Origin of the sequence: Aeromicrobium sp., assembly GCF_023146395.1 — a bacterium.
Classification (GTDB): domain Bacteria; phylum Actinomycetota; class Actinomycetes; order Propionibacteriales; family Nocardioidaceae; genus Aeromicrobium.
Map to the genome: position 1 here is coordinate 1 of NZ_JAGLCD010000006.1, position 15396 is coordinate 15396.

Genomic DNA, 15396 nt, shown 5'->3' on the forward strand with positions numbered 1-15396 from the left:
ACCTCATGACCGGTTACACCTAGGCCTGACGTTCACCACCGGGCACCCACAGCACGTCGCCCGTGCCCGCCGCGTGATTGGCGACGCGACCGAGGATGAACAGCAGGTCGCTCAGCCGGTTGAGGTATTTCGCCGTGAGCGCGTTCATCGTGTCGCCGTGCTGGTCGATCGCGGCCCACGCGGCGCGTTCGGCGCGGCGGGTCACGGTGCGGGCGACGTGCAGCTGAGCGGCCGCACGGGTGCCACCGGGCAGGATGAACGAGCGAAGCTTCTCGACCCGATCGTTGTACGTGTCGCACCACTGCTCGAGGCGCTCGACGTAGTCGGGCTCGATCCGCAGCGGCGGGTACTCGGGATCGTCGACGACGGGCGCGCCCAGGTCGGCGCCCACGTCGAACAGGTCGTTCTGCACGCGCGTCAGGACCGCCGTGACGTCCTCGGGCAGCTCGCCGAGCGAGAGCGCGACACCGATCTGGCTGTTGGCCTCGTCGACGTCGGCGTACGCCACCAGGCGCAGGTCGTTCTTCGAGGTGCGACTCATGTCGACCAGTGCGGTCGTGCCGTCGTCGCCGGTCCGGGTGTATATCCGCGTGAGGTTGACCATGGGGTGACTGTAGAGCGTCGATGCGCGAGCCGGCTCAGTGGCGGCGTGCACCCTTGAAGGTCGAGGGCGCCCCCCAGCTCAGCGTGCGTGCGGCTCGCTCGAAGCGCCGCACGACCAGGTCGACGACCTCGCGCTCGGGGGACGGACTGAGCAGGGGCGCCGTGACGAGATCAGCGCCCACGTCCTGCAACAGGTTCTGGAAGTACCCCGGCGCGAGCAGGTAGGACGCGACGACGACGCGGCGGGCGCCGTCGCGGCGCGCTGCCGCGACGACCTCGGCCGCGGGTGTGCCGAACCGGCCGAGGTGGCCGACCCGGACCGGCCCGTTCCAGTGGCGCCGCAGCAACGCGGCGGCTGCGTCGACGTCCTGCAGCGCCCGCGGGTCGCTCGAACCCGACCCGGCGAGCACGACGACGTCGTCCTGCGTGGCGCCGACGTCGCGCAGACGGCGCCCCCCGAGGTCCGCGAGCGTCGCCTCGGGCCCGAGCGGACGGGCCACGACGGCAGCCGGGTGCTCGGTGACGGCCTCGCTGATGTCATGGTGGAGGTGGTACCCGCCCGAGAGCAGCAACGGCACGACCACGGCGGGGCGACGCAGGCTGGCGAGCACCCGCCCGAGGCGGTGCTCCTCGACGTCGACGACGGACTCGTGCACCTCGAACGGACTGGCGGCCCTCCGCACGGCGGCGGCGACACGGCGGATGACCTCCTGGCCGGCCGGGTCGGCGGTCCCATGGCTGCACAGGACCAGGGCGGGGTTCATCGCGGCGTCTCCGCATCGAGCCCGGAGTCCGGCCCGGACTCGGGTCCGGCGTCGAGGACGTCGAGCCGGTAGCCGCGCTTGACGACGGTGCGGATGGGGGCGCCGGGGCCCATGGCCTCGCGCACCCGGGCGATCGCGACCTCGGCGTTGTGGGGGTCGATCGAGTCGCCCGGGAGGGCGGTCAGGATCTCGCCTCGCGACACGACGGCTCCCGGGTCTGCGCTGAGACGCCGCATGACGCACACGCCCGTGGGGGACAGCGGGACGAGCTCATGGTCGATCGTGACCGACGTGGCATGCACCCGGAGCCGTCCGGCGGGGGTGAGGACCCCGCTGCCCTCGTGGCCGAGGTGGACGATCATGGCGCGGACCAGGGCGCCCAGTCGCCCGCGATCCGGCACCAGGGGGGTGAACCCGGCACGCTGTAACGGCTCAGCCGTGACGGGGCCGACCGCCGCGAGCGACAACCGGCCCTCGCGGTGGAGAGCGATCGTGGCGTCCCGGGCGTCGAGATCGCGCACGGCCGAGAGCCAGGCCGACGCGCCAGGAGCGGACGTGAAAGCCACGGCGTCGTACGCGCCGCCCGCGGTGTCGCGCACCGCGCGCTCCACCGCGGCGGGATCCGGGGGCGGGCCCCAGCGGTAGATCACGAGGCTCGTGACCTGCGCGCCGCCCTCGACCAGCACGTCCTCGAGGCCGTCGTCGCCAGCGCCGTGGTGCTGGATCACGATCCGGGTGCCCTGGACGCCTTCGGCCCGGAGGAATTCGCCGATCTCCGCGGACGTCTCGGACTCGGCCACCCAGTCGGCGATCAGGCCCACGGTCTGGAGCGCCCCCCGTGCCTTCGGGCCGCGGGCGACCAGGCGCACCTGTCCCAGGGCCGCGAGCAGCTCCTCGGCGAGGTTGGCGGCCTCCGCGGTCTCCCACCAGCCGCGGAATCCGATACCGGTCGTGATGACGACGATGCCCGGCGGGTTCGCGATGAGCTCACGAGTGCGCGCGAGCAGCGTCTCCTCGTCGAAGTGGGACTGCACCCCGAGCGTCGCGGCGACGTCGACCTCGGCGCCCCGTCTCGCCAGGGCGAGCGCCAGGTCGGTCGCGCGGCGCTGGGCCGTCACGAGGATCCGGGTGCCAGTCAGCACCATGCCGCTCGGCGTGCTGGTGCGACTGCCGGAGTGGTTCATCGCGACCGCACCTCCACGATGTCGTCGATGGGGCGCGACTTCCGAGCGCCGAACGTCTCTCGAGGGTAGTCGAGCACCCGGTCGGCACCGCGCGACGCACAGCATCGCCCCCCAGAGCACGAGGACAAGGCGCAAGGCATCGGGGTCCTCCGCGAGTTCGGTTCAGCACGCGTCGCCGGGCAGCGACGGCCCCGACGTTAGGAGGGCCCCGTTACCGCGGGCGATCCGCGAGAGACGCGCTCCGTTACGTCCTTCTCTCAGCCCTGGAGGCTTCGTTGTGAGAAGTCGCAGACGGGGTGGGGTGACTGGCATCACGCGCGCCCGGTGTCCGTTCCGTTTACCGCGCGGTAATCTGCCCCCATGTCTGACAAGCCCTGGGTGATGCGCACCTACGCTGGCCACAGCTCCGCGGCCGAGTCCAACGCGCTGTATCGCAAGAACCTCGCCAAGGGGCAGACCGGGCTCTCGGTCGCCTTCGACCTGCCCACGCAGACCGGCTACGACCCCGACCACGAGCTCAGCCGTGGCGAGGTCGGCAAGGTCGGCGTGCCGATCCCGCACTTGGGCTCGATGCGCCGCCTCTTCCAGGACATTCCCCTGGAGGAGATGAACACCTCCATGACGATCAACGCCACCGCGATGTGGCTGCTCGCGATGTACCAGGTGGCCGCCGAGGAGCAGGGCGCTCCGCCGGAGAGCCTGGCCGGCACGACGCAGAACGACATCATCAAGGAGTACCTGTCGCGCGGCACCTACGTGTTCCCGCCGGAGGCCTCCCTGCGGCTCACGACCGACATGATCGCGTACACGGTCAACCACATCCCGAAGTGGAACCCGCTCAACATCTGCAGCTACCACCTGCAGGAGGCGGGCGCCACGCCCGTGCAGGAGCTCGCGTTCGCGCTGAGCACCGCGATCGCCGTGCTGGACTCGGTCAAGGACTCCGGGCAGGTCGACGAGGCCGACTTCGAGAAGGTCGTCGGCCGCATCTCGTTCTTCGTCAACGCCGGGGTGCGGTTCATCGAGGAGACGTGCAAGATGCGCGCCTTCGGACAGCTCTGGGAGGAGATCACGCGCGACCGCTACGGCGTGAGCGACCCCAAGATGCGCCGGTTCCGCTATGGCGTGCAGGTCAACTCGCTGGGTCTGACCGAGGCGCAGCCCGAGAACAACGTGCAGCGCATCGTGCTCGAGATGCTCGGCGTCACGCTCAGCAAGAACGCCCGCGCCCGCGCGGTCCAGCTGCCGGCCTGGAACGAGGCCCTCGGTCTGCCGCGCCCCTGGGACCAGCAGTGGTCGCTGCGCCTGCAGCAGGTCCTGGCCTTCGAGTCGGACCTGCTGGAGTACGAGGACATCTTCGAGGGCAGCCACGTCATCGAGGCCAAGGTCGCCGAGCTCGTCGAGGGCGCCAAGGCCGAGATCGACCGCGTCCAGGCCATGGGCGGCGCCGTCGCCGCGGTCGAGACCGGCTACATGAAGCAGGCCCTGGTCTCCTCGCACGCCGAGCGCCGCTCGCGCATCGAGGCCGGTGAGCTCAAGGTCGTCGGCGTCAACTCCTACACCGAGACCGAGCCCTCGCCGCTGACGGCCGACCTCGATGGCGCCATCATGGCCGCCGACCCGAAGGCCGAGGCCAATGCCGTCGCTGACGTCCAGCAGTGGCGCAGCGAGCAGGACCGTGCCGCGGTCGAGGAGGCCCTCGAGCGCCTGGCCGCCGAGGCCAAGACCACGACCAACCTGATGGAGGCCACGCTCGCCGCCGTGCGCGCGGGCGCGACGGTCGGGGAGTGGGCGCACACGCTCCGGGGCGTGTTCGGCGAGTACCGCGCCCCCACGGGAGTCTCGGGCGTCGTCGGCGTGGCCGAGGCTGGAGCCGAGCTCACAGCGGTCCGCGAGAAGGTCGCGCGCACGGGCGAGGAGCTGGGCGGTCGCCTGCGCTTCCTCGTCGGCAAGCCGGGCCTGGACGGCCACTCCAACGGCGCCGAGCAGGTCGCGGTCCGGGCGCGTGACGCGGGCTTCGAGGTCATCTACCAGGGCATCCGGCTGACGCCGTCGCAGATCGTGGCGGCCGCGGTGGCCGAGGACGTCGACGTCGTGGGCCTGTCGATCCTGTCGGGCTCGCACATGGAGCTCGTGCCCGACGTGCAGAAGGGCCTGGCGGAGGCGGGGCTGACCAACGTGCCGATCATCGTCGGTGGCATCATCCCGGACTCCGACGGGCGCCGGCTCGAGGAGTCCGGCATCGCCGCGGTCTTCACGCCCAAGGACTTCGGGATCACCGACATCATGGACCGTGTCGTGGACGAGATCCGCAAGGCCAACGGCCTCGACTGACCCCGCCCCCCGCCACGGCGGCTCAGTTCAGGACGCGGAAGTTCCCGGGCAGGCCGCCGCCGGCCACGACGTCCCTCGTCAGGTCCTGCAGCGCCATGAGCGCCACCGACTGCGAGAACGGGCCGTACGACACCCGGGCGACGCCCAGCTCGGCCTGGCGGGCCAGCGGGATGGATCCGGGGTAGCCGATCGTCGTGAGCCGCTGCGGGCCGTAGGCCTCCACGAGGCGGGAGACGTCGTCCTCCGACAGCGGGCCCGGCACGAACACGACCGGGGCGCCCACGTCGAGGAAGGCCTTGCCGCGCTCGATCGCGTCGGCGATGACCTCGTCGTGGTCGCGGTCGCCGGCCTTGGCCACGACGTCGGTCCGGGCGTTGAGCACGAAGGGGATGCCGGCGGCCTCGCCGGCCTTCACGACGGCCTCGACCGCGGCGACGGCCTCGGCCAGCGGCTTGACCTGGTCCTCCAGGTTGGCGCCGACGATGCCGACGTCGATGGCCTTGCGGGTCGTCTCACCCGGGTCGCCGTAGCCCGCCTCGAGGTCGGCCGTGACCGGCAGGTCGGTCGCCGCAGCGATGCGGCCCACGGCCTCGATCATCAGGTCGACGGGGATGTTCTCGCCGTCCTCGTAGCCGTACATCGCGGCGATCGAGTGGCTGGCGGTGGCGAGCGCCTCGATGCCGTCGACCTCGGACACGACCCGGGCCGAGATCGCGTCCCAGACGTTGACGACGGTCAGGAGCTCGGGGGAGGAGTGCAGGTCGAGGAGGCGGCGGGCGCTCGCGGCGATATCGGTCATGGCATGACGGTAACGCGGGCGACCACGCGCTGCACGGGACCGGCCAAGGCAAGCCGAACCTTCACGAGGTCAGCCATTCCTTGCTGGAATCGCAGGCTTCTGTCGGACTAGGCTCGACGTGTCGCCGAGTGCACGGCTGGCCGGCGGCCACGGGACGAGGAGGTGGACGATCAGGCAGCGAGCTTCGAGCCCGACGTGCGGGACTTGCCCTTCGAGACCTTGACGAGCTTGCGCTTCTTGACGGTGTAGCCCTCCGGGAGCGTGCCGTCCTTCATCATCTGGATCGGGCACCTCTTGCACCGCGGCTTGCTCACGCAGCACTTGTCCTTGGGCTTCTTGCCCTTCTTGCCCTTCTTCCCCACCGCCTCACCGTACACCGCACGGTCGAGGTCGAACCCCTTCGGAAAGGACCACGATCATGGCTTCTCCCGCCTTCGTCGCACGACTCAACGAGCAGCTCGGCTACGAGTTCGGTGCCCACCAGCAGTACGTCGCGATCGCCGCGTACTACGACGCGCTCACGATGCCCCAGATGGCCGGCCTCTTCTACCAGCAGGCCACCGAGGAGCGCGACCACGCGATGATGATGATCCAGTACCTGCTCGACGCCGACGCCGAGATCCGCATCCCGGCCCTGGAGGCGCCCGAGATGAGCTTCGCCGACGTCATCGCGCCCGTGAAGCTCGCGCTCGACCAGGAGAAGCGGGTCACCGACCAGATCAACGAGCTCACGCGCATCGCCCGGGACGAGAACGACTTCGCCTCGGACCAGTTCATGCAGTGGTTCGTCAAGGAGCAGGTCGAGGAGGTCGCGAAGATGAGCGATCTCCTGGCTGTCGTGACCCGTTCGGCGAGCGACTACGAGCGCATCGAGGACTGGGTCGCCCGCGAGGACAGCGGTGCCGGCGAGGACCCGACGGCGCCCCGCCGAGCCGGCGCCTGACCCACCCCGCCGCCGCGGGCGGTGACCTGGCGTCCGTTCCCGCCAGGGATTCGGACGCCAGGTCGCCGTCCGCGGGCGTGAACGGGCCGTATCTCACCGCTCAGGCGGGGCGAGGCGGTCGAACGTGAGGTCCATCCAGGAGAGCCACTCGCCCTCGACCTGACGCTCCCACCGTGCGCACATCTGGTCGGTGCCGTGATCGGTGCGCAGCCAGCTGCGCACCCCGACGCCGTGCACCAGGAGCAGGCCCGGCTCCTCCAGCGTCAGACGCATCGTGTTGGGCCTCGGCGCGGTCTCGAACGCGACCATCTGCCACCCGCCCTCAGCGTGCTCGCCCCCGATGACCTCGTGGGTCAGGGCCCGATGGTGCTCACCCATCGCGACGTCGACGTCGTGCGCGATCCATGTGCCGCCGGGCAGCAGCGTGTAGGTATCGGTGCCGGCGATCTCGACGACGACCGGTCCGTGCTCGTCGAGCACCTGCCCGGACGTGCGCCAGTGGCCCAGGACCGCGTGGAGGGGAGTCAGGTCGATCATGGCCCCAGACAACGCGATGCTCCGGACCCGCGCAACCGTCCTTCGCCGGAACCAGGACGGGGCGGAGGAGGCGAACTAGACTCCGGGCCCAGACCCAGCGATCACCCGGAGTGCACCATGGCCCCTGTCCGTGTCGGCTACACCCTCATCGCCGTCGTCGGCGTCGGCTTCGCCCTGGCGTTCGCCGGCATCGTCATCCCTGCTCTGGTCCGCGACGGTGGCGACGTCGTCGGCGGGCTGGCGGCCGGATTCGTCAACCCGTACTCGAGCGGGTACTCACTCGACGTCCTCTGCTGCTGGGCCGTGCTCGCGCTCTGGGTCCTCGTGGACCGCCGCGAGCTGCGGGTGCGGCACGGCTGGGTGTGCCTCGTCTTGGGCATCGTCCCCGGCGTCGCGACTGGTTTCGCGGCCTATCTGCTCCTGCGGCACTCCGCGTCGTCGGCTCGTGACCGTGGCGATTCCGCCCTCGACGCGTCTGCTGCCTGAGCCGAGCTCCGCCGGTCCGAGGGGCGCCCGCGCTCAGAACAGGCGAAGGCTCGGGTCGTCGATGCCGCGGAGGGCGTCGTAGTCGACGACGACGCACTCGATGCCGCGATCGGTCGCCAGGGTGCGGGCCTGGGGCTTGATCTCCTGCGCCGCGAAGATGCCGCGGACCGGCCGCAGCTGCGGGTCGCGGTTCATGAGCTCGAGGTAGCGCGTCAGCTGCTCGACGCCGTCGATGTCGCCGCGCCGTTTGATCTCGACCGCGACCGCTGCACCGCCCGCGTCGCGACACAGCAGGTCGACGGGTCCGATCGCCGTCATGAACTCCCGGCGCACGAGGCTCATGCCGTCGCCGAACGTGGTCGTGTGCTCGGCCAGGAGTTCCTGGAGGTGCTTCTCGACCCCGTCCTTCTGCAGACCCGGATCGATCCCGAGGTCGTGCGCGGAGTCGTGCAGGACCTCCTCGATGCGGATCCGCAGGGTGTCGTCGGACTTGGTGGCCGAGACGGTCCACTCCGCGACCCCGTCGTCGGCGACCCCCTCGCGCAACGAGCACGGAGGGCTCATCCAGTTGAGCGGCTTGTAGGAGCCGCCGTCGGAGTGGATCAGCACCGACCCGTCCGACTTGACCATGATGAGACGGGTGGCGAGCGGCAGGTGCGCGGTGAGGCGGCCGGCATAGTCGACCTGGCACCGCGCGACGACGAGTCGCATCAGGCGTCCCGCCTCACCTGCGGGTGAGCGTGCCGAGGTCGAACACGAGCCCCTCGGGGGTGACCTCGCCGACCAGGTCGTTGCCGTCCAGGCCCGCGAAGGTCACGACCCCGTCCTGCAGCGTGTAGGTGCCGGTGAGGAAGTCGACGTTGCCCTGGAAGTCCCAGGTGAAGGTGCCGTCGGCCTGGAAGTGGGCGGTCCAGTCGGCGGCGTCGTCGCGCCACGTGCCGACCAGGTCGGAGGCGGTCTCCGGGACGTCCGACGTCGGGCTCGCGGTGGGCGTGGGCTCGCCGGGCTCGGCCGACGTCGTCGCCGACGGGCTGGGCGTGGAGTCCGGCTCGGAGCCCTCCTCCCCGCACGCTGTCAGCACGAGGCACGCGGCCAGTGCCGCGCCGATGGTCCAGACCTGTGTTCGTGACAACTTCCGCTCCCTGTCGATCAGTACGTCGGCACCCTGTCCCTCAGGCCGAAAACACACGCTAGTGTGTCACGACCCCTCACGTTACCCAGGAGTAGACATGCAGGAGATCGTCGATCGTCTGACCGCCTCGGACCCCGGGTCCGAGACCGCGCGGACCCTCGTCCTTCCGTACCTCAACCACGCCGCGACGATGCTCGAGAGCGGCTACGCGACCCGCGCCGACATCGACGCCGGCATGCGCTTCGGCTGCGGCTACCCCGTCGGCCCCATCGCCCTGATCGAGGGTCTTGGCGCGCAGACCGTGATCGACGGGCTCACCGAGCTGCACGCGAAGACCGGCGATCCCCTGCACGTCCCCGCCCCGATCCTGTCGGACCTGGCGGGCGCCGCGGGCGAGGCCGAGACCACGCCGCAGCTGCGTCACGACGTCACGCGCATCGGCGTCGTCGGCACCGGCACGATGGCGTCCGGGATCGTGCAGGTCTTCGCGCAGGCCGGCTACGGCGTCACGTACGTGGGCCGCTCGCAGGACAAGCTCGACGCCGTCGTCGGGTACATCACCAAGAACCTCGACCGGGCCGTGGCCAAGGGCAAGCTCGACGAGGACGGCAAGTCGTCGGTGCTCGAGCGCCTGACCGGGTCGACCGAGCGCGAGGCGCTGGGGGGCGTCGACGTCGTGGTCGAGGCCATCGCCGAGGACCTCGAGATCAAGCGGGAGCTCTTCCGCGACCTCGACCGCATCGCCAAGCCCGGTGCGATCCTGGCCACCACGACGTCCTCGCTGTCGATCGCCGACCTGGCGGCCCAGACCGGTCGTCCGGGCGACGTCGTGGGCATCCACTTCTTCAATCCCGCGCCGATCATGAAGCTCGTCGAGGTCGTGTCGGCCGAGACGACCTCGCCCGAGGTCGCCGAGACGGCCAAGGCCCTGAGCCTGAACGTGGGCAAGCACCCGGTCTCCTGCGGCGACCGGGCCGGATTCATCGTCAACGCCCTGCTGTTCCCGTACCTCAACGACGCGATCAAGCTGCACGAGGACGGCGGCGGCTCGCTGGAAGAGATCGACACCGCGATCAAGGACAACGCGAAGCTCCCGATGGGGCCGTTCGAGCTGCTCGACGTCGTGGGCAACGACGTGTCCCTCGCGATCGAGCAGACGCTGTTCGGCGCGTTCGGTCACCAGGGCTGGGCGCCCGCGTCCACGCTGGAGAAGCTCGTCGCCGAGGGCAAGCTGGGTCGCAAGACCAAGGCGGGCTTCCACACGTACTGAGTCCAGCCGCGACACCCGCGACGAGGCCGGTAACCCCAGGGGTGCCGGCCTCGTTGTCGTGTCTGGGGGAGGACAGGACGGTGGCCGGTGTCGACGCTTCGCCGGATCGCGACGTGGGTACGTCGCGCGACCTGGGCGGTCACCGCCGCAGCGGTCGTGATCGCCGTCGCCGTCGCGATGTTCGACGCCGGGCGTCACTCGGCGGGCGACCGCGAGCTGACGGTCTCGCCGGCCGGTGACCGCGACCTCGTGGCGGCCGCCGTGGCCGACGTCGAGGCTCAGGGCCTGCGCTGTACGCGTGCTCCCTCGCTGGCCGACGGCATCGTGTTCGAGCGGCTCGACGGCACGGTCGCGCTGATCTCCTTCGACGAGGCGCTCGTCCAGGCGCGGTCCGGGGCTGGCTGGGTGCGCTGGTACTGCTCCTGGGCCGGGCAGGCCCCGGTGGGGCCGCAGGGCGCCGCCTAGGATCGAGAGGTGCCCCGTCGTCGCCCGCCCCGCCCCGTGGGACGTCGACTCGTGGTCGACCAGACGACCGAGGTGCGGGCCGGGCGCGAGTGGCACGTCCGGCGCCTGACCGGAGCGACCTCCGGCAAGACGTACACGTGCCCCGGGTGCCACCGCCCGGTGCCGGCCGGCACGGGCCACGTCGTGGTCTGGCCGGTCGTCGCGGCGCTTCTCAGCGCGTCCGCGCTCGACGAGCGCCGGCACTGGCACACCGCGTGCTGGGCGCGCGCCTGAGGCGCGCTCCCAGCACGGTGGGTCGTCAGTCCTGCTGCGCCTCGGGGCGGTCGGTCTCGGGATCGGCCACCTCGTCGACCGCGGCGACGTCGTCGCGGTCGCTGGTCTCGGAGACCGAGCCGTCGTCGGCACCGGACTGCTGCGACTCGGCCGCGTCCGACTCTGACGCCGCGGTCGCGGCCGAGGGCGCGAAGGTCGCGACGATGTCGCGCAGCTGACCCATCTGCGACACGATCCCGTCGCGCTTGCGCTCCAGGTCGGCGACCTCCTCGCGCAGCGAGCGGGTGTGGCGCTCGACCTCGGTCGTGGTCGTGACGCGCACGTTGTCGGCCTCGGCGGTCGCCTGCGCGACGATGTTGCCCGCCTCGGTGCGAGCGTTCTCGATGAGCTGGGCAGCCTCCCGGCTGGCGTCGTCACGCGACTTCGCGGCGTTGGCCAGCACCTCGCGGGAGCGGTCGTCGGCGGCCTGGGCCCGGGCCTCGGCGTCCGCGACGAGCTTGGACGTCTTGGCCACGGCGCTCTCGTGGTTCTCCGAGGCCTCGCGTGCCAGACGCTCCTTCTCGACCGCCAGCACGCGGCGTGCCTCGGAGACCTCACGGTCGGCGGCGGCCCGGGCCTGCTCGACCTCCCGGGTCGCGGTGAGGCGCATGGACTCGGCGTCCTGCTCGGCCGCGACGCGGAGCCGCTCGGCCTCGCGCTCGGCCTGGTCGCGCAGGTCGGCGGCGTAGGACTGGGCCTCGGCGTTCTTGGTCTCGGCCTCGTCGAGCAGCGCCTTGCGCTTGGTCTCGATCTCGCTGGTGGTGCGCGAGCGCAGCTCCTCGCTCTCCTGCTTGGCGGCGGCGACCATGAGGGTCGCGTCCTCGCGCGCCTTGGTGAGCGTCTCGTCGGCCTCGCGGCGGGCCTTGGCCCGGACCTCCTCGGCCTCCTGCTCGGCCAGGCCGAGCAGCTGCGCGGCGTGATTGCCCAGGCCCGTGTAGGTCGGGCGCTCGACAGCCTCCACACGGTCCTTGAGCTGCTCGAGCTGCTGGGTCAGCTCGGCGTTCTTGCGGTTGGCGTCCTGCACGGCCTTGGCGGCCTTGGACAGCTCGGCCGACTGCGAGCGCACCCACGCGTCGACGGCGTCCGGGTCGTACCCACCTCGTCGCGCGGGCGGGAACGAGGCCGACGACGGCGACTTGGCGGCATCGAAGATCGACAATCCGGACTGATCGGACATGGAAGTTCCTCGCAGGTGGGACGACAGGTGGCAGGCAGGTCCCACTCTACCGACGACGGAGGGCGTGGCCCACGGCCACGCCCTCCGACAAGAGCTGCTGGATCGAGCGTCTGGCTCAGATGCCCCGGAAGCGGTTGATCTCGGTCAGGTGCTTCTCGCGCATCTCCGTGTCGCGGACACCGAGGCCCTCCTCCGGGGCCAGGGCGAGCACGCCGACCTTGCCCTGGTGGAGGTTGTGGTGGACGTCGAGCGACGCCTGGCCGACGTCCTCCAGCTTGTACGTGCGCGAGAGCGTCGGGTGGATCTTGCCCTGCGCGATGAGGCGGTTGGCCTCGTAGGCCTCGCGGTAGTTCGCGAAGTGGCTCGAGACGATCCGCTTGAGGTTCATCCAGAGGTAGCGGTTGTCGTACTCGTGCATGAAGCCCGTGGTCGACGCGCAGGTCGTGATGGTGCCGCCCTTGCGAGTCACGTAGACCGAGGCGCCGAAGGTCTCGCGGCCCGGGTGCTCGAAGACGATGTCGATGTCCTCGCCGCCGGTGAGCTCACGGATCTTCTTGCCGAGACGCTGCCACTCCTTGGGGTTCTGCCGGGTGTTGTCCTCGTTCCAGAACTTCCAGTTCTCCTCGGAACGGTTGATGACGTGCTCGGCGCCCATGCTGCGGACGATCTTGGCCTTCTCCTCGTTGGAGACGACGCAGATCGGGTTGGCGCCTCCGTTGAGCGCGTACTGCGTGGCGAAGCCGCCCAGGCCGCCCGAGGCGCCCCAGATCAGGACGTTGTCGCCCTGCTTCATGTTGCCGCCGTTCTTCGACACGAGCTGGCGGTACGCGGTCGCGTTGACCAGGCCGGGGGAGGCGGCCTCCTCCCACGTGAGGTGGTCAGGCTTGGGCAGCAGCTGGTTCGCCTTGACCAGCGCGATGTGCGCGAGACCGCCGAAGTTGGTCTCGAAGCCCCAGATGCGCTGCTCGGTGTCCATCATGGTGTCGTCGTGACCGTCGGGCGACTCCAGCTCGACCGACAGGCAGTGCGCGACGACCTCCTGGCCCGGCTTCCACTTCGTGACGCCGTCACCGGTCTTGAGCACCACGCCGGCCAGATCGGATCCGACGACGTGGTACGGCAGGTCGTGGCGCTTCGTCAGCGGCGAGAGGCGGCCGTAACGCTCCAGGAAGCCGAACGTCGAGACGGGCTCGAAGATCGAGGTCCACACCGTGTTGTAGTTGATCGCGCTCGCCATGACCGCGACGTAGGCCTCGCCCGGGCCGAGCTCGGGCAGGGCGACGTCCTCGATGTGGATCGACTTGCGGGGGTCCTTGTCGCGCGAGGCGACACCCTCGAACATGTCGACCTCGTCCTTGTGGACGGTTGCGGCCTTGTAGTGGTCGGGAATCTCGAGGTTCGCGAAGTCGTCGGCCGCGGTGTCGCCGGCCATGATCGCGTCCAGGATGTGCTGCACGAAGAGCCTCCAAGGGTCGTGTAGGTCGCGGCGATGTTACCCGCGGGAAACATGGTGCGCCACGGAGTGAGGTGTGACGCGGGTCTCGCTGGGGTCAGTGACCGCCGTCGCCGGCAGGCTCGACGAGCTCGACGAGCACGCCACCGGCGTCCTTCGGGTGCACGAAGTTGACCCGGCTTCCGCCCGTGCCGTTGCGTGCCTCGTCGTACAGCAGGCGCGCGCCGCGCTCGCGGAGCGTGGCCGAGACGGCGTCGAGGTCGCTCACCCGGTAGGCGAGCTGCTGGATGCCCTGGCCGTTCTTGGCCAGGAACTTGCCGATCGTGGTGTCGGGGGACAGGGGCGAGAGCAGCTGGATGAAGGAGCCGGAGTCGCCGACGGCGAGCATCGCCTCGCGCACGCCCTGCTCCTCGTTGGTCTCCTCGTGGACGGACTCCAGCCCGAACAGCGAGGAGTAGAACGTGATCGCCTCGTCGAGGTCGGGCACGGCGATGCCGACGTGGTCGATCGCGATCAGCAGGTGTGCGGGGACAAGGGGGTCAGTCGCAGACATGGGGGCAGCGTAGAGCAGATCGTCGCGCCCGCCCGGAGGACCCTGGACCGGACGCGAGCCTCGCGTCGGGTGATCCGGGCCACGTCGGGGTCGACGGCACGTTACCTCTGGGTAAAGTGGCGGCACCGTCTCCCGGGACCGCCTCGCAGGGAGACCGCCTTCAAAGGAGCTCATCCATGACTCAGACCGTGATCGTCGCAGGGGCCCGCACCCCGATCGGCCGCCTCCTCGGCGGACTCAAGACCCTGTCCGGATCCGACCTCGGCGGCGTCGCCATCAAGGGCGCCCTGGAGAAGGCCGGCATCACCGGCGACCAGGTCGACTACGTCATCATGGGCCAGGTCCTGGGTGCCGGCGCCGGGCAGGTTCCCGCGCGCCAGGCGGCCGAGAAGGGCGGCATCCCGCTCGGCGTCCCCGCGCTCACGGTCAACAAGGTCTGCCTGTCGGGCATCCACGCCATCACGCTGGCCGACGCGCTGATCCAGTCGGGGCAGTACGACGTCATCGTGGCCGGTGGCCAGGAGTCCATGACGCAGGCGCCGCACCTCCTCACGGGCTCGCGCGAGGGCTTCAAGTACGGCAAGACCACGATGCTCGACCACATGGAGTACGACGGCCTGTGGGACGCCATCACCAACCAGGCGATGGGGTCGCTCACCGAGGAGCGCAACGCCGGTGTCGAGACGTTCTCGCGCGAGGAGCAGGACGCGTTCGGTGCGCGGTCGCACCAGCTCGCCGCCACGGCTCAGAAGAACGGCGTCTTCGACGACGAGATCGTTCCGGTCGAGATCCCGCAGCGCAAGGGTGACCCGGTCGTGGTCAGCGCCGACGAGGGCGTGCGCGGCGACACGACCGCCGAGTCGCTGGGCAAGCTGCGTCCGGCGTTCTCGAAGGAGGGCACCATCACGGCCGGCACCGCCAGCCAGATCTCCGACGGCGCCTGCGCGGTCGTGGTGATGAGCAAGGCCAAGGCCGAGGAGCTCGGCCTGCCGATCCTGGCCGAGATCGTGTCGCACGGCAACGTCGCCGGACCGGACTCGACGCTGCAGGACCAGCCGGCGAACGCGATCGCCGCGGCTCTGGAGAAGACCGACCTGTCGGCCTCGGACCTCGACCTCGTCGAGCTCAATGAGGCCTTCGCGGCGGTCGGCCTGGCCTCGACCAAGAAGCTCGGCGTCTCCGAGGACATCGTCAACGTCAACGGTGGTGCGATCTCCCTGGGCCACCCGATCGGCATGAGCGGCGCACGCGTGGTCCTGCACCTGGCGCTCGAGCTCAAGCGTCGCGGTGGCGGCGTCGGTGCGGCGGCCCTGTGCGGCGGCGGCGGTCAGGGCGACGCCCTGGTCATCCGCGTGCCGCAGTCCTGATCGCGCTGTCCTGACGT

The 15396-nt window shown here is 70.6% G+C and carries 18 protein-coding genes; 7 read left to right on the forward strand and 11 right to left on the reverse strand.

Annotated elements, in window-relative coordinates; genetic code table 11:
• Positions 1–19 precede the first annotated feature (19 nt).
• Genes KAG51_RS05085 through KAG51_RS05095 form a run of 3 tightly spaced genes read right to left on the reverse strand, consistent with a single transcriptional unit; the run spans position 20 to position 2551 of the window.
• The gene (locus KAG51_RS05085) at positions 20–604 is read right to left on the reverse strand and encodes a cob(I)yrinic acid a,c-diamide adenosyltransferase (protein WP_290581312.1); all 585 of its coding nucleotides are present in this window, start codon (positions 602–604) and stop codon (positions 20–22) included.
• 34 nt (positions 605–638) lie between these two features.
• A complete protein-coding gene (locus KAG51_RS05090) occupies positions 639–1367 on the reverse strand; it encodes a CbiX/SirB N-terminal domain-containing protein (protein ID WP_290581314.1) in 729 nt (242 codons plus the stop codon).
• A complete protein-coding gene (locus tag KAG51_RS05095; protein ID WP_290581316.1) occupies positions 1364–2551 on the reverse strand; it encodes a uroporphyrinogen-III synthase in 1188 nt (395 codons plus the stop codon). Before KAG51_RS05095 ends, KAG51_RS05090 begins: the two co-directional genes overlap by 4 nt.
• A gap of 360 nt (positions 2552–2911) precedes the next feature.
• Here KAG51_RS05095 and KAG51_RS05100 point away from each other — a divergent pair, with 360 nt between their 5' ends.
• Positions 2912–4885: a methylmalonyl-CoA mutase family protein gene (locus KAG51_RS05100; RefSeq protein ID WP_290581318.1), complete on the forward strand. Its 1974-nt coding sequence runs from the start codon at positions 2912–2914 to the stop codon at positions 4883–4885.
• A gap of 22 nt (positions 4886–4907) precedes the next feature.
• Here KAG51_RS05100 and KAG51_RS05105 read toward each other — a convergent pair whose 3' ends face one another.
• Together KAG51_RS05105 and KAG51_RS05110 are read right to left on the reverse strand one after the other, a co-directional pair.
• Positions 4908–5684: an isocitrate lyase/phosphoenolpyruvate mutase family protein gene (locus tag KAG51_RS05105; RefSeq protein WP_290581320.1), complete on the reverse strand. Its 777-nt coding sequence runs from the start codon at positions 5682–5684 to the stop codon at positions 4908–4910.
• Positions 5685–5854: 170 nt separating this feature from the next.
• Positions 5855–6046, reverse strand: a complete 192-nt coding sequence (locus KAG51_RS05110; protein WP_290581321.1) for a hypothetical protein — start codon at positions 6044–6046, stop codon at positions 5855–5857.
• Positions 6047–6102: 56 nt separating this feature from the next.
• Here KAG51_RS05110 and KAG51_RS05115 point away from each other — a divergent pair, with 56 nt between their 5' ends.
• Entirely contained in the window at positions 6103–6627 is a 525-nt protein-coding gene (locus KAG51_RS05115) for a ferritin (RefSeq protein ID WP_290581323.1), read from the forward strand.
• A 93-nt stretch (positions 6628–6720) separates the two neighbouring features.
• On the opposite strand, the gene KAG51_RS05120 is transcribed toward KAG51_RS05115, so the two are convergent.
• Positions 6721–7164 carry a hypothetical protein gene (locus tag KAG51_RS05120; RefSeq protein WP_290581325.1) on the reverse strand — a complete coding sequence of 148 codons (444 nt, stop codon included), beginning with the start codon at positions 7162–7164 and terminating at the stop codon, positions 6721–6723.
• 117 nt (positions 7165–7281) lie between these two features.
• On the opposite strand from KAG51_RS05120, the gene KAG51_RS05125 reads away from it, so the two are divergent.
• A complete protein-coding gene (locus KAG51_RS05125) occupies positions 7282–7650 on the forward strand; it encodes a DUF2834 domain-containing protein (protein ID WP_290581327.1) in 369 nt (122 codons plus the stop codon).
• Between the two features lie 33 nt (positions 7651–7683).
• Here KAG51_RS05125 and nucS read toward each other — a convergent pair whose 3' ends face one another.
• Both nucS and KAG51_RS05135 read right to left on the reverse strand, forming a co-directional pair.
• The gene (nucS, locus tag KAG51_RS05130; RefSeq protein WP_290581328.1) at positions 7684–8361 is read right to left on the reverse strand and encodes an endonuclease NucS; all 678 of its coding nucleotides are present in this window, start codon (positions 8359–8361) and stop codon (positions 7684–7686) included.
• A gap of 13 nt (positions 8362–8374) precedes the next feature.
• Complete coding sequence (locus KAG51_RS05135; protein WP_290581330.1) at positions 8375–8782, reverse strand: hypothetical protein; 408 nt, start codon at positions 8780–8782, stop codon at positions 8375–8377.
• 97 nt (positions 8783–8879) lie between these two features.
• Here KAG51_RS05135 and KAG51_RS05140 point away from each other — a divergent pair, with 97 nt between their 5' ends.
• From KAG51_RS05140 to KAG51_RS05150, 3 genes are all read left to right on the forward strand, one after another.
• The gene (locus KAG51_RS05140; protein ID WP_290581332.1) at positions 8880–10052 is read left to right on the forward strand and encodes a 3-hydroxyacyl-CoA dehydrogenase family protein; all 1173 of its coding nucleotides are present in this window, start codon (positions 8880–8882) and stop codon (positions 10050–10052) included.
• Positions 10053–10139: 87 nt separating this feature from the next.
• Positions 10140–10517: a hypothetical protein gene (locus tag KAG51_RS05145; RefSeq protein ID WP_290581334.1), complete on the forward strand. Its 378-nt coding sequence runs from the start codon at positions 10140–10142 to the stop codon at positions 10515–10517.
• Between the two features lie 9 nt (positions 10518–10526).
• Positions 10527–10790: a hypothetical protein gene (locus tag KAG51_RS05150; protein ID WP_290581336.1), complete on the forward strand. Its 264-nt coding sequence runs from the start codon at positions 10527–10529 to the stop codon at positions 10788–10790.
• A 25-nt stretch (positions 10791–10815) separates the two neighbouring features.
• On the opposite strand, the gene KAG51_RS05155 is transcribed toward KAG51_RS05150, so the two are convergent.
• The 3 genes from KAG51_RS05155 to mce all read right to left on the reverse strand — a co-directional run bounded on the left by KAG51_RS05155 (position 10816) and on the right by mce (position 14012).
• Positions 10816–12006: a DivIVA domain-containing protein gene (locus KAG51_RS05155; protein ID WP_290581338.1), complete on the reverse strand. Its 1191-nt coding sequence runs from the start codon at positions 12004–12006 to the stop codon at positions 10816–10818.
• Positions 12007–12121: 115 nt separating this feature from the next.
• On the reverse strand, positions 12122–13462 hold the full coding sequence (gene ccrA, locus KAG51_RS05160; RefSeq protein ID WP_290581340.1) for a crotonyl-CoA carboxylase/reductase: 1341 nt from the start codon (positions 13460–13462) through the stop codon (positions 12122–12124).
• 94 nt (positions 13463–13556) lie between these two features.
• Complete coding sequence (mce, locus tag KAG51_RS05165; RefSeq protein WP_290581342.1) at positions 13557–14012, reverse strand: methylmalonyl-CoA epimerase; 456 nt, start codon at positions 14010–14012, stop codon at positions 13557–13559.
• A gap of 176 nt (positions 14013–14188) precedes the next feature.
• On the opposite strand from mce, the gene KAG51_RS05170 reads away from it, so the two are divergent.
• Complete coding sequence (locus tag KAG51_RS05170; RefSeq protein ID WP_290581344.1) at positions 14189–15379, forward strand: acetyl-CoA C-acetyltransferase; 1191 nt, start codon at positions 14189–14191, stop codon at positions 15377–15379.
• The last annotated feature ends 17 nt before the right edge of the window (positions 15380–15396 follow it).

Excerpts from the sequence above, each read along its gene's own strand:
- KAG51_RS05085 (WP_290581312.1), bottom strand. The coding sequence starts at position 604 with ATGGTCAACCTCACGCGGATATACACCCGGACCGGCGACGACGGCACG.
- KAG51_RS05090 (WP_290581314.1), bottom strand. The coding sequence starts at position 1,367 with ATGAACCCCGCCCTGGTCCTGTGCAGCCATGGGACCGCCGACCCGGCC.
- KAG51_RS05095 (WP_290581316.1), bottom strand. The coding sequence starts at position 2,551 with ATGAACCACTCCGGCAGTCGCACCAGCACGCCGAGCGGCATGGTGCTG.
- KAG51_RS05100 (WP_290581318.1), top strand. The coding sequence starts at position 2,912 with ATGTCTGACAAGCCCTGGGTGATGCGCACCTACGCTGGCCACAGCTCC.
- KAG51_RS05105 (WP_290581320.1), bottom strand. The coding sequence starts at position 5,684 with ATGACCGATATCGCCGCGAGCGCCCGCCGCCTCCTCGACCTGCACTCC.
- KAG51_RS05115 (WP_290581323.1), top strand. The coding sequence starts at position 6,103 with ATGGCTTCTCCCGCCTTCGTCGCACGACTCAACGAGCAGCTCGGCTAC.
- KAG51_RS05120 (WP_290581325.1), bottom strand. The coding sequence starts at position 7,164 with ATGATCGACCTGACTCCCCTCCACGCGGTCCTGGGCCACTGGCGCACG.
- KAG51_RS05125 (WP_290581327.1), top strand. The coding sequence starts at position 7,282 with ATGGCCCCTGTCCGTGTCGGCTACACCCTCATCGCCGTCGTCGGCGTC.
- nucS (WP_290581328.1), bottom strand. The coding sequence starts at position 8,361 with ATGCGACTCGTCGTCGCGCGGTGCCAGGTCGACTATGCCGGCCGCCTC.
- KAG51_RS05140 (WP_290581332.1), top strand. The coding sequence starts at position 8,880 with ATGCAGGAGATCGTCGATCGTCTGACCGCCTCGGACCCCGGGTCCGAG.
- KAG51_RS05155 (WP_290581338.1), bottom strand. The coding sequence starts at position 12,006 with ATGTCCGATCAGTCCGGATTGTCGATCTTCGATGCCGCCAAGTCGCCG.
- mce (WP_290581342.1), bottom strand. The coding sequence starts at position 14,012 with ATGTCTGCGACTGACCCCCTTGTCCCCGCACACCTGCTGATCGCGATC.
- KAG51_RS05170 (WP_290581344.1), top strand. The coding sequence starts at position 14,189 with ATGACTCAGACCGTGATCGTCGCAGGGGCCCGCACCCCGATCGGCCGC.